The sequence below is a fragment of the Fortiea contorta PCC 7126 genome, assembly GCF_000332295.1.
GTDB lineage: Bacteria > Cyanobacteriota > Cyanobacteriia > Cyanobacteriales > Nostocaceae > Fortiea > Fortiea contorta.
Genome location: NZ_KB235930.1, coordinates 432,023 through 444,359 on the forward strand (window position 1 = coordinate 432,023; position 12,337 = coordinate 444,359).

General features: G+C 46.8%; 12 protein-coding genes. 6 read left to right on the top strand and 6 right to left on the bottom strand.

Translation table 11 applies throughout. The features are described 5' to 3' along the window. Positions 1–58: 58 nt before the first annotated feature. A complete protein-coding gene (locus tag MIC7126_RS0102055) occupies positions 59–1,096 on the top strand; it encodes a cysteine hydrolase family protein (protein WP_017651456.1) in 1,038 nt (345 codons plus the stop codon). An 81-nt stretch (positions 1,097–1,177) separates the two neighbouring features. Here MIC7126_RS0102055 and MIC7126_RS0102060 read toward each other — a convergent pair whose 3' ends face one another. Beyond that, positions 1,178–2,071 (bottom strand): LysM peptidoglycan-binding domain-containing M23 family metallopeptidase, encoded by an 894-nt coding sequence (locus tag MIC7126_RS0102060; protein ID WP_017651457.1) that lies wholly within the window; start codon positions 2,069–2,071, stop codon positions 1,178–1,180. Continuing rightward, complete coding sequence (locus MIC7126_RS31770; RefSeq protein ID WP_161606833.1) at positions 2,037–2,348, bottom strand: hypothetical protein; 312 nt, start codon at positions 2,346–2,348, stop codon at positions 2,037–2,039. Before MIC7126_RS31770 ends, MIC7126_RS0102060 begins: the two co-directional genes overlap by 35 nt. A 111-nt stretch (positions 2,349–2,459) precedes the next feature. On the opposite strand from MIC7126_RS31770, the gene MIC7126_RS0102070 reads away from it, so the two are divergent. Then, positions 2,460–3,668, top strand: coding sequence for an HhoA/HhoB/HtrA family serine endopeptidase (locus tag MIC7126_RS0102070; RefSeq protein ID WP_017651459.1), 1,209 nt, complete (start codon positions 2,460–2,462; stop codon positions 3,666–3,668). A gap of 14 nt (positions 3,669–3,682) precedes the next feature. Here MIC7126_RS0102070 and MIC7126_RS0102075 read toward each other — a convergent pair whose 3' ends face one another. After that, positions 3,683–4,027 (bottom strand): DUF760 domain-containing protein, encoded by a 345-nt coding sequence (locus MIC7126_RS0102075; RefSeq protein WP_017651460.1) that lies wholly within the window; start codon positions 4,025–4,027, stop codon positions 3,683–3,685. Positions 4,028–4,126: 99 nt separating this feature from the next. Here MIC7126_RS0102075 and MIC7126_RS31775 point away from each other — a divergent pair, with 99 nt between their 5' ends. Genes MIC7126_RS31775 through MIC7126_RS0102085 form a run of 3 tightly spaced genes read left to right on the top strand, consistent with a single transcriptional unit; the run spans position 4,127 to position 5,339 of the window. After that, positions 4,127–4,276, top strand: a complete 150-nt coding sequence (locus tag MIC7126_RS31775; RefSeq protein ID WP_154655806.1) for a hypothetical protein — start codon at positions 4,127–4,129, stop codon at positions 4,274–4,276. After that, positions 4,209–4,382 (top strand): hypothetical protein, encoded by a 174-nt coding sequence (locus tag MIC7126_RS31095; protein WP_154655807.1) that lies wholly within the window; start codon positions 4,209–4,211, stop codon positions 4,380–4,382. The genes MIC7126_RS31775 and MIC7126_RS31095 overlap by 68 nt, the downstream gene beginning before the upstream one ends. A gap of 27 nt (positions 4,383–4,409) precedes the next feature. Further along, a complete protein-coding gene (locus tag MIC7126_RS0102085) occupies positions 4,410–5,339 on the top strand; it encodes an alpha/beta fold hydrolase (RefSeq protein WP_017651462.1) in 930 nt (309 codons plus the stop codon). Between the two features lie 10 nt (positions 5,340–5,349). Here MIC7126_RS0102085 and MIC7126_RS0102090 read toward each other — a convergent pair whose 3' ends face one another. After that, positions 5,350–5,721 carry a BON domain-containing protein gene (locus MIC7126_RS0102090; protein WP_026099967.1) on the bottom strand — a complete coding sequence of 124 codons (372 nt, stop codon included), beginning with the start codon at positions 5,719–5,721 and terminating at the stop codon, positions 5,350–5,352. A 389-nt stretch (positions 5,722–6,110) separates the two neighbouring features. Between MIC7126_RS0102090 and ilvN the strand changes: the two genes are divergently transcribed. Next, a complete protein-coding gene (gene ilvN, locus MIC7126_RS0102095) occupies positions 6,111–6,629 on the top strand; it encodes an acetolactate synthase small subunit (RefSeq protein WP_017651464.1) in 519 nt (172 codons plus the stop codon). A 6-nt stretch (positions 6,630–6,635) separates the two neighbouring features. Here the strand turns inward: ilvN and MIC7126_RS0102100 are convergent, their stop codons facing one another. Together MIC7126_RS0102100 and MIC7126_RS0102105 are read right to left on the bottom strand one after the other, a co-directional pair. Continuing rightward, positions 6,636–7,346, bottom strand: coding sequence for a rubrerythrin family protein (locus tag MIC7126_RS0102100; RefSeq protein WP_017651465.1), 711 nt, complete (start codon positions 7,344–7,346; stop codon positions 6,636–6,638). Positions 7,347–7,838: 492 nt separating this feature from the next. Then, on the bottom strand, positions 7,839–12,227 hold the full coding sequence (locus MIC7126_RS0102105; protein WP_017651466.1) for a PAS domain S-box protein: 4,389 nt from the start codon (positions 12,225–12,227) through the stop codon (positions 7,839–7,841). Positions 12,228–12,337 lie beyond the last annotated feature (110 nt).

The following is a 12,337-nucleotide window of genomic DNA, read 5'->3' on the forward strand; positions in this document are numbered from 1 at the left end:
TCAGACTATTTCATCCCTCATCAACTCATCAATGCCGTCTCTTACAACAGATATAATTATGACCAGCCAAATAACAACTCAATTACCCCTCCCCCCACATTTTCACCCCAGCAAAGTAGGTGAAATTTGGCGCGTACCTTACCAACAACGCGCCGCAGAAGCTGAAGCATGGACAAAACAACACAACATCAAACCAGCAGCCAACGACAAAACCCGCATTTGTCTATTATTAATTGATGTTCAAAATACCTTCTGCATCCCCGGATTTGAATTATTTGTTGGGGGAAAATCTGGACTTGGTGCAGTAGAAGATAATCAACGACTGTGTGAATTTATCTATCGTAATTTAGGAATAATCACAACAATTATATCCACACTAGACACCCACACAGCCACACAAATTTTCCATCCTATTTTCTGGATAAATAGTAACGGTGAACATCCCACCCCAGCCGCAACTACTATTACCCCAAAAGACATCGACCAAGGTATTTGGCAAGTCAACCCAGCCGTTGCTCATAGTATCACAAATAGTGACTATGAACTATTAAAAAAACATGCTTACCACTACCTTAAACAACTCAGCCAAAACGGTAAATACCCCCTGATTATTTGGCCGTATCACTCCATGCTTGGTGGTATTGGACACGCTTTAGTGCCATCAATAGAAGAAGCAATATTTTTCCATAATCTCGCCCGTCAAACTCAAACAAAATTTGAAATTAAAGGCGAGAATCCCCTCACAGAAAACTATTCAATTTTGCGCCCAGAAGTATTATTAGATTTTGCTCAAAATCCCCTAGCTCAGAAAAACATCAACTTAATTCAACAACTCTTAAAATTTGATGCCGTAATTATTGCCGGTCAAGCTAAAAGCCATTGTGTCGCTTGGACAATTGACGACTTATTAACAGAAATTCAACAAATAGATCCTACCCTGACGCAAAAAGTTTATCTCCTAGAAGATTGCACCTCCCCCGTAGTTGTTCCAGGAGTTGTTGACTACACAGAACAAGCAGACGCAGCATTTTCCAGATTCTCCACAGCAGGAATGCACATAATCAAATCTAGCGCCACCATAGCAGCCCTTTTTTAAAACCGAGGTAAGCGCCAAGTCTCGCAGAAAAATTCTCCGCGAAACTCTGCGAAACCTTAGCGAACCTCTGCGTTTCCCTCCTCATTTGAGCAAATAACCTTTGGGATCTTGTGCGACCCAACCCAAAGACGAACTAGAACGCACCTCAAAATGGAGATGGGGCTGAAGAGAACTAGGTGTACCAGTAGTACCCACAGTTCCGATCACATTTCCCTGTTGCACTTGCTGACCCACAGTAACTTTGATAGCCTCAAGTTGAGCATAGCGGGTTTGCATTCCACCCGCATGATTAATGATTACCAACTTACCATAAGTGCCTTGTTCATTAGCAAAGACAACGGTTCCAGGAGCGATCGCTTGTACAGATGTGCCTACTGCTACCGATAAATCCACTCCACTATGAAAAAATACATCAGATGTGGTGGGATTAATCTGCCAGCCGTAAGGTAACACCACAGTTGCCGCTTCTGTCAAGGGGTATCCAGCTAAGGCTGGACGACTCGTCTCGACATCAATTGAGGTGGGGATGGGAGACTTAGTTAAAGGGCGATTCGGGAGCGAAATCACCCCCGGAATAAACACAATTCTGGGGTTTTGTTGACAACCGTTTACCTCAAACAGCGCATCAGCCCGGACTTTATACCTAGTCGCTACTTGTCGCCATGTTTGACCACGAGGGACTTCTACCACAATACCGTTATAGGGAGGAATCTGCAGTTGGCTACCAACAGTCACTTTGCCATTGTTCAAAGCTGGATTCATCCCGATAATAGTGGCAGGAGAGAGATTGTAGCGCTGGGCTATACTCTCCAAGGTTTCACCACGAGCAACTGTGTGACGCTGGAAGCGAGATAAAGCCGGAATTGGGCAACTTTCTTCAGCCGCATCGGCTCTTTGTACCCTTGGAAGTATGGATATTAGCCCCAAGGAACTGATTAAACTACAGAGAAACACCAGACGAAAGGGAAAACGCATGTGTAACAGTGAAGAGAACACTAACTCTAAATTTTAGATTTGAAATTAGGGAATGGGGAATGAGAGGGGTGGGAGGAGGGGGGAGTGTGGGGAGTGTGGGGTGATGGGGTGATGGGGTGATGGGGTGATGGGGTGATGGGGAGAAAAAGAATTTATGCTCACGCTTGCTATCTTCTCCGTCCTCCCACACCTCCCCCTCTTCCCACACCTCCCCCTCTTCCCACACCTCCCCCTCTTCCCACACCTCCCCCTCTTCCCACACTCCCCATCTCCCCATCTCCCCATCTCCCCGCACTCCCCATGTCCAGAAATTAATCTGTCCACTTGCTGTTTGCTTGACTAAACTAAGAAATTAGCAACTGCATTGCTGTCCTTGAATGGAATGATTATGAAGTTATCTTTAAAGCAACTGGCCGTTTATTTATCTTTAGTGGTGATTGGCGGTGGTGCAGGTCTGTTAGGTAGTCGCTATCTTTTACCACAAAGTTACTCGTTTCGGCAATTAAAAAATGTGACTGTGGCTCCACCTGTAGACCCTGTAGTTCCTAATTCTGTGAATGGCGCCGTTGGTTCTCCAGGCGGCGATAATGTAAATTTTATTGCTAACGCTGTGCAAAAGGTCGGCCCAGCGGTAGTGCGAATTAATGCGACCCGCAAAGTTGCAAATCCCATTTCTGATGCTTTGAAAAATCCGCTGTTGCGTCGCTTTTTTGGCGAAAACGAGCAACCGATCCCCGAAGAACGAATTGAGCGCGGTACGGGATCGGGATTTATTTTGAGCGCTAATGGAGAATTATTGACTAACGCTCATGTAGTTGCTGATACTGACACAGTACAAGTTACCCTGAAAGATGGTCGGACTTTTGAGGGGAAAGTATTGGGAGTTGATGCGGTGACAGATGTGGCGGTGGTGAAAATTAAAGCCAATAAATTACCTACGGTGAGGTTAGGTAATTCCCAAAATTTGATCCCTGGTCAGTGGGCGATCGCTATTGGCAATCCTCTCGGTTTAGATAATACTGTCACCATCGGCATCATCAGCGCTACTGATCGCACCAGTGCTCAAGTCGGTGTACCAGAAAAGCGCGTCAGCTTTATCCAAACTGATGCAGCCATTAATCCTGGCAATTCTGGCGGCCCCTTATTAAACGCCCAAGGGGAAGTTATAGGTGTCAATACTGCCATCCGCGCTGACGCCCAAGGACTAGGTTTCGCTATCCCCATTGAAACCGCCGCCCGCATTGCGAATGAATTATTTACCAAAGGGCGCGTAGAACATCCTTTCCTGGGAATCGAAATGACAGACCTTTCTCCCAGCAAAAAACAGCAGATTAATCTCGAAAATCAACTCAATATTCAGCCAGATGCTGGCGTTGTGATTAAAGGAGTGCTGGAAAATTCTCCTGCAAAACAGGGAGGACTGCTTCCCGGAGATGTGATTCAAAAAGTTAACGGTAAACCGATGAGAACTGCAGCCCAAGTTCAAAAGTTAGTTGAGTCTAGTTCGGTGGGAGATGTCCTGGAAATCGAGGTTAACCGCAGCGGTAGAACACAAAGCTTTAAAGTCCAGTCAGGGGCTTATCCTCACAAAAAATAATTATTCCCTATTGACTATTGACTAGATAAATGCTCTAAATGCATTCTTTGTTCCATTTGGCGCAAGAAATAGCCCGTCATCATCGCCGATGCCAAAAGACCCGCTAGGTTATCCCTGTCTGTGGTAATTTGCACATTGAAATTTTCTGCAGGTAACATTCCCACTAGCCCTTGGACGTTTTGCGAAATAATTTGTTTAATTTCCGGACTAACAGACTGGGCGACACGGGAAAGAACTTCAGGCGACTGGTGTTGTAGATATTTGAGCAACGGATTAGGTTGTTCCTCAAGGTGGTCGTTCAGAAGTTGGTTGGTGTGTTCCTCAGAGTTGTCATTCAAGAAGTCGGGATCAAAAACCATTGGCAGTTTTTTTTAGCTTGGTTGCTAATTCTACTCTAAACCATAGTACAAGGGTAATGCATTTCCCAACGGTATAAGCCCTGAAGGGGAGATGGGGAGGTGGGGAGATGGGGGGGAGGTGTGGGGAGTGTGGGGAGTGTGGGAGGAGGGGGAGGTGTGGGGAGTGTGGGAGGAGGGGGAGGTGTGGGAGGTGTGGGAGGTGTGGGAGGTGTGGGAGGTGTGGGAAGACGGAGAAGAGCACAAGCGTAAGCATAAATTCTTTAATTCTTTTTCTCCCCATCACCCCACCACCCCACCACCCCATCTCCCCACCACCCTCTCCTCCCACACCCGATGTCCGATCTCTTACTATTGAAATTAAGAGCACAAATCGGAGGCAGGTGTGACCACGGCGCTACACTGGCAAGAGCGAGTTGGTAATCAAAGAGATTGGGTTTGGCGAGGCTGGCAAATCCGCTACACTTACATTCGCCCCACCCAAAACACTCACAAAAAAGCACCCTTGATTCTACTACATGGCTTTGGTGCTTCCATTGGTCATTGGCGACATAATTTAGAAGTTCTAGGCGAGCATCATACAGTCTACGCCTTAGACATGCTTGGGTTCGGCGCTTCTGAAAAAGCCCCAGCCAACTACAACATTAACCTTTGGGTAGAGCAAGTTTATGATTTTTGGCAAACTTTTATCCGTCAGCCAGTAATCTTGGTGGGTAATTCCAACGGTTCATTAATTTCCCTCGCCGCCGCCGCTGCTCATCCTGACATGGTGCAGGGTATAGTCATGATGAGCTTACCAGACCCATCCTTAGAACAAGAAGCCATACCCCCTGCCTTGCGCCCCATCGTCAGAGCCATTAAAAATATTGTCGCATCTCCGTTAATACTCAAACCCCTATTTAACCTAGTGCGGCGACCGGGAGTAGTGCGTCGCTGGGCTAGTCTGGCCTATGCTAACCCAGAAGCTATCACCGACGAACTCATAGAAATCTTGGCCGGGCCTCCCCAAGACCGGGGTTCGGCCCGCGCTTTCAGCGCTTTATTCAAGGCCACAATCGGCATTGACTTTAGCCCCAGTGTCAAGAAAGTTTTACCAACCTTAGCAATTCCCATGCTACTGATTTGGGGACAAAAAGATAGATTTGTCCCGCCAGTACTTGCTAGCCGATTTATTCAATACAACCAAAAATTGGAGTTACTCAACCTAGAAGATGTAGGGCATTGTCCCCATGATGAGTGTCCGGAGAAAGTCAACCAAGCTATTTTAGATTGGATTGAACAATCTCTCGGTAATAGCCTTGACAATAAAAAATAACAAACAACAACTAACCAATTTTGACTTGAGTTGTGTCAACGGCATCAGCGCCGTTAACCGCCTTGGCTACAGAAACCATCTTATTGAGAAGATCTTGACTGGGGACTTGACCTTTTAAAACCACAGTCCCCCCTGTTTGCGCTACCCAAAGAGTATTCATGTCATCTAGTTGAGCATCCTGATCAAAAGCCAACGCTACCCGCTTCGCTAACCCGCTCTGGTCATATTCTCCATTTAATCCCAAGCGTTCTGGGGGAATGGATTGAGTCGTTGTCGTAGACTGCTGAGTAGCCGCAGGAGCCTGCGCTACTGCTTGAGGATTAGGGTTAACTTCAGCATTTTCTGGTTTTTCCATGCCGAACAGTCTCTTTAACCAACCCATAAACTTTTTCTCCGATTCGGTAATACATCATTTGTGAATATATAAGCTGGAGAAAAAAGCTACATCTGTCCCGGAAAGGATGTGTAAATAGTTGGACACCTACATTTAGAATGATTTCGGTACAACTTTCGTGTTACGCCAATTTTCTAAATTTTGGCAACGCATCAATAATCTGTAAGTAAGGGCGAACGGCCGTTCGCCCCTACAGATTCGCCCCTACCAATTTATCTGTTGTTTTCTTTTGGGGAACTGATATTACTCCTAAATAAATGTTATGGATGCACGATTAAGTTTAAAATAGGAATTCAGACTTTCAAGTCAAGTGAAAATTGCAGCCATTAGCTAGTGACTGCATTAACCACATCCTGCCCTAGCCTCTGTTGGCAAAGATGAAACATACTCTATCAGTATTAGTAGAAGATGAAGCGGGTGTACTCTCCCGCATTTCTAGTTTGTTTGCTCGTCGTGGTTTTAATATCGAAAGCCTAGCTGTCGGCCCGGCTGAACAGGGGGGAGTTTCCCGAATTACGATGGTTGTACCTGGCGACGATCGCGTGATTGAACAACTGACTAAGCAATTATACAAGCTTGTCAATGTCCTCAAGGTGCAGGACATTACAGAAACTCCTTGTGTGGAGCGAGAATTGATGCTCTTGAAGGTGAATGCTAACAGCACCAACCGCTCAGAGGTGGTGGGAATAGCTCAGATTTTCCGGGCGCGGGTGGTAGATGTGGCTGAAGATTCTTTGACTTTAGAGGTAGTGGGTGATCCTGGGAAAATGGTAGCGATCGTCCAGGTACTGCAAAAATTTGGCCTCAGAGAAATAGCCCGCACCGGCAAAATTTCTCTGATCCGCGAGTCTGGTGTCAATACTGAGTTACTCAAATCTTTAGAAGCAAAGGTCTAGTCAGGACTAAGAGACGTTCTCTTCCAATAATTTAAAAGTTTTTTTACTCGCACCGCAGATGGGACAATGCCAATCATCAGGAATTTGCTCAAAAGGTGTACCGGGAGCAATTCCTGAATCAGGATCACCAGCAACAGGATCATAAATCATACTGCATTGTCGGCAAATCCATTTACGAATTTGAGGATCACTGCTGACAACTTTAGCTGTAGCTTGGCCGCCATTTAAAACCGTTAAAGCTTCAGCGTAGCGGTCAGCATGGTAATTTTCCACAAATTTTAGCAAGCCAAACCGATGTGCAGCCTCCCGAAAAGTGTTAGCGTGGTCTGTGGATTCTTGCACTTGCTTGAGAAATTCATCAGCCGCTGATTGATGGCGATCGCGTTGAGCCGCTGCAGCAAAATCAGGATACATGATACTGTATTCATAGGTTTCGCCTTCGATGGCTAAAGATAAACAGCGGGACATAATTTCTCGCTTTTGTTCTGCACTCAACGCCTCAGGATTTTCTACCACAAGTTCTGGATGTAGCAAAACAAAATGTGAAAAAGCATGTTGGGTTTCTTGTTCTGCTGTTTCCTGAAAAAGTTTCGCCAAGTCTTTAAAGCCAATTTTCCGCGCTACCTCTGCAAAAAAAAGATACTTGCGATTTGCCATCGATTCACCACCAAAGGCAGCTTCTAAGTTTTGCACAGTAGTAAAATTTGAGGAGTTCATAATTTTGAGATGCCAGTGAAGTGATATGCTGTAGCGAAAACAGACACTAAAATCGCAGCATCAGCCGAACTAAATTTGATGGCAGAAGCGTTGCTGACAAAGTTCGCCGACTGATACTATTTTGGATTGTGGACGATTTGTGAACTGTTTCAAAACAATTATAAAACTACATCGCTGATTTTTAACGGGGAAGAGAGTAGTTAGGGGGTAGGGGTTAGGGACTAGGCATACGTATCAACTTAAGCCACAGATTGCTTAAATGCTTGGCTTTCATACCCGTCTGGGAATGAATTCCCAGGCTAATAGCTTAAGTCTACTGAAGTAGACTAGGGATTTGTGAGCATTTTTAGTCATCTTGAGATGACTTTTGCTATGAGACTCAGAATTGATTCTGAGGCGGGACAAGCGTTTCGCGTTAAGTTGACACCAATGGGGACTAGGGAAAGACTTGGTTGATTGCAGCAATTTTCAAAAGGAGGCGCCGCTTGTATATTAGCGGCGGTTCTGCATCAATTTGTTGACTGCTCTGATTAAAGCCTCTGGCTCGATGGGCTTGGAGAGATGTTGTTGAAAACCCGCTTGCAAGGCTTGTTTCTGGTCAAATTCGCCAGCATAAGCAGTCAGGGCGATCGCCGGTACTTGGCCGCCTTGGTCTGGTGGTAAGGTTCTCACTTGGCGCAATAGCATATATCCGTCCATGTCTGCCATACCAATGTCGCTTAAGAGAATATCTGGTTGGAACTGAGCTAATGCTGTGAGTGCTTCTAAGGCGTTAGTCACCGTGACTACATCTGCACCAGCCTGTTCTAAGGTAAAGGAAATTAAGTCTCGCATATCCTGTTCATCATCGACAATTAGTACCCGCTTTCCTTTGAGGGCTTGATCGTCAGTTGCAGAGAGAGAAAGTCTTTGGTCAAGGTTATTTTGTTGGCTGATCGTCGCCGCTAGAGGTAATCTGACACTAAAGGTGGCACCTTGTCCTTCACCTGGACTGTCTGCGTGGACTGTACCGCCGTGGGATTCGACTAGATGGCGGACGATCGCTAGTCCCAGTCCCAAACCGCCAAATTTGCGTGTTGTTGTGCCATCTTCTTGACGGAAATAATCAAACACGTGGGGTAAAAACTCTGGTGCGATGCCTTTACCAGTATCTTGGACTGTAATTTGAGCATAAGCAGCATCATCTGTTACCGATGACAACTTGACTTCCACACGCCCCCCGTTAGGAGTGAATTTGACGGCGTTGGAAACCAGATTCCAGACAATCTGCTGTAGGCGGCTGGAATCGCCCAAAATTTGCCCTAATTGGGTATCTAACACAGTCTTAATCTCAATAGATTTAGCTTCTGCAGCTAAACTGACGGTTTCAATTGCGGCTGTGACTGTTAAAGCCAAATCAACAGGACGAATGTTGAGACTGAGTTTACCTTGCAAAATGCGAGAGACATCTAGCAAATCTTCGATTAGTTCAGATTGTAGCTTGGCGTTGCGTTCGATGGTCGCTAATGCCTGTGCTGTTTTGGTTTGATCTAGTTTGTTAGTTTGTAACAGCTTCGACCATCCCAAAATCGGGTTGAGGGGCGATCGCAATTCATGAGAGAGTACTGCTAAAAACTCATCTTTGATGCGGTTGGCTTGCTGTAGCTGTTGCGCTTGTTGCTGGAGTGAAGCGGTGAGGTTTGCTCGTTCTAGGGCGATGGCAATTTGGTCACATGCGGATTGTAACAAGTCAATTTCGGCGGGGGTGAAATGAGTGCGGGTGCGGCTGGCAAAGGAAAGTGTCCCTAATAGCCGTCCCTGTGCGATTAACGGTTGACCTGCATAAGCGGTGAGGCCTATTGTCCGCGCGCATTCAGCATGGGGATGGGTGAGAATTTGCTCGTGATTGAGGACGAATTGCTGGCGGGTTTGAGCAATCAGCCCACAAAGATATTCACCGAATTCGATCCAGGCGAACGCTTGTGCTTCTTCTTGTGAGATGCCATCATAGTTCCGCAGATGTAGCAGCCAGCGGTTGTCTTTTTCCTCTACCATGAAGTTGTAGTAACAGTCCAACTCTAGTTGATGGGAAAGTCTGCGGTAGAGCGTGTTGATCATCGCTAGAGGTTGTTCTGTGGAAAGTAAATCGCGGGTAGTTTCATACAACAATTGCAACCGCTCGCCTGCTTGCCGCTGGGAAGTCTTATCTTGTAAAATTTTCACAAATCCTTGGGACTTACCCGCTTCATCCAGCAAAGGCATCATTAACCCACTTCCCCAAAAACGACTTGTATCTTTGCGGACATGCCAACGTTCATTTTCTGCTCGTCCTTGGGTGAGAGCCGTTTGCATTTCCCAGTCGGGTTTTCTTTGTTCTTGATCTTCGGGAGTAAAAATGATTTCACCATGAGAGCCAATAACTTCGGCTTCTGTGTAACCCAACAGCCTTTCGGCTCCCGAATTCCAACTGGCGATCGCACCGTCTAAATTCAGGGTGAAAATGGCATAATCTTTGGCGCTCTCAAAAATCAGACGCAGGCGAGATTCACTGTCGTGCAGAGCTTCTTGCGTCTGTTTGATTTCGGTGATATCGGTGTTTGTGCCAAACCAGCGCCGAATCTGTCCTGTTTCATCTCTAATCGGCAGAGCGCGAGACAAAAACCAACGGTAAGTGCCATCTCGACCCCGGAGGGGAAAGGTATCTTCCCAAGATTCACCTGTGGCGATCGCTTGGCGAAAATGCGTAACTACACGGTCAACGTGGTCTGGGTGGTGTACTTTTTGCCATCCCCAACCTTGCATTTCTTCCAGAGTCGTGCCAGTGTAATCAAACCAGCGCTCATTATACCAGAAAATCCAACCACTGGCATCTGTCATCCAGGTAAATTGAGAGATATTATCTGCCATACTGCGGAACCGCGATTCACTTTCCTGCAGGTCGGCTGCGGCTTGTTTGCGCTGGCTAATGTCGGTAGTAAAACCCACAATCCCCGTTACTTCTCCTTGGGAGTTGCGCTGTAAATAGCCTCGTTCCCACACATCCACCCAGTGACCTGCTTCGTGGCGTACTCGATATTCGCCCTCGTAGCGATCGCTATTGGCTACAACTGCGGGAGACTCTAACTCAATCCGTCGCCGATCATCGGGGTGCAGCCGTTCTGTCCACCATTGGGCGGTAGGCGGTGCATCTTCTGCCCGCACGCCGATTAACCGCAACAATCCCTGGGAGCGGTAGACTGTCTGGGTTTGCATATTCCATTCAAACACAATCCCCTCAACCGCTTGCATCGCTCTGTGAAATCGGTCATTGCTCTGTTGCAGGTCGGCTTCAGTTTTTTTGCGATCGCTAATGTTAATTGCTACACCCAAAACCTGTTGTGGCACTCCTTCTGGTGTGCGACTGAACACAGTAGCGTGGAACAAAAACCAGATCCAATCCCCATTGGCGTGTTGAATCCGCAATTCTAAAGGCAGCACAACATCGGCTGCTGCTGTGTGAAATTGGGCATTGTAAGCTCTCACCAGTGGTATATCGTCCGGATGCACCATCAGCTGAGTAATATTTTCTCCCATACTCTGGATTTGCTCTGGTGTGTATCCGAGCACTTCCAGAGCTTGGGAATTCACGTACACGTTGCGCTCTGTCACAAGATCATAGACATACAGCAAACCGGGCAAAGTCTCGGCTACCTGCTGCATAAACCGCTGGCTTTCCTGCAAAGCCGCTTCTACCTGCTTGAGATTGGTAATGTCGGTGTTAGTACCTACCCACTGGACAATTTGCCCCGACTGGTTGCGAATTGGTTGGGCGCGACAGAGATACCAGCGTTCCGACCCATCAGCAAAGCACCAGCGAAATTCTGTTTCATGGGGAAAGCCAGTCTTGAGTGCCATCTGCCATTGCTGGTGTGTGGCATCTAAATCATCGGGGTGTAACTGACTCCAGCCTTGCGCCCTCGCTTCCTCGAAAGGAACACCGTAGTAATTCAACCATTGTTGATTGCTGAAGCAGAATTCGCCCTCACTGTCAAGTACCCAAACGGCATGGGGAATCCCATCAATCAAGGATTGCAACTGTTGTTGATTGCTAGATAATGTCGCTTCAGCCAGTTTGCGATCGCTAATATCAGTCAAGAAAACAGTCAATCCACTAGCAGACGGGTAAATGCGATGGTCATGCCAACAATTCCAGGGAGCGTAATAATAATCAAACTGTAGCGACGTTTGTTCATTAATTGCCCGATGAAATTGCACATAAGCATCAGTATCAACAGCCAGGGGAAATAACTCCCAAACATTCTCACCGAGAATCTGTGACCGCTGCATTCCCACCATTTCACAGTAGCGATCGCTAACATAGGTGAAACGCCAATAGTGGTCAAGGACATAAAACCCGTCATTAATGCTAGCAAGCACCGTTTCTAACTGAGCTTTCGCCGCCTGAGCCGCATTTTCAGCTGCTTCGCTAACAGCCCGCGCCTCCCGCTCCCGCTCCATTGTCTCTTGCAAACTTTGCAAAGCAGCCTCAGTTTTTTGGAGAGCACTGCGGCGCGATTGATTGAGTGAACTGATTAAAGCTGCAGCGATCGCAAAGGTGCTCAGTCTAAGAACTACCTCAAAATTGGGAGCTTGTAAAGAGTAGTACGGTTCAATAAAAAAATAGTTAATCACCAGGGTAGACAAAACCGTTGCTAGGAACCCAGTCCCCAAACCCCCATACCAAGCACTCACCATCACCGCCATTAAAAACAGCGGCGTTGTCGTCGGATAGAGCCAAGGTAAAAGTATCAGAGTTAGCCCCAATGCTAACGCTACGGAAAAGATCGCCACACCGTAAGGGAGCAGTCGGGCAATGCGGGTACTTCTTCTGTTGGCTCCCAGTGATGCTTCTTGATCGGTCATCTTTTTGCTTTAACAATCGGCTCGGCACAGTTGCAACCGATTGATACCACTTTAAGAGCCAATTTTACCTCTATCTGCAAGCGGATTTTCATCACCATCACAAATCAACG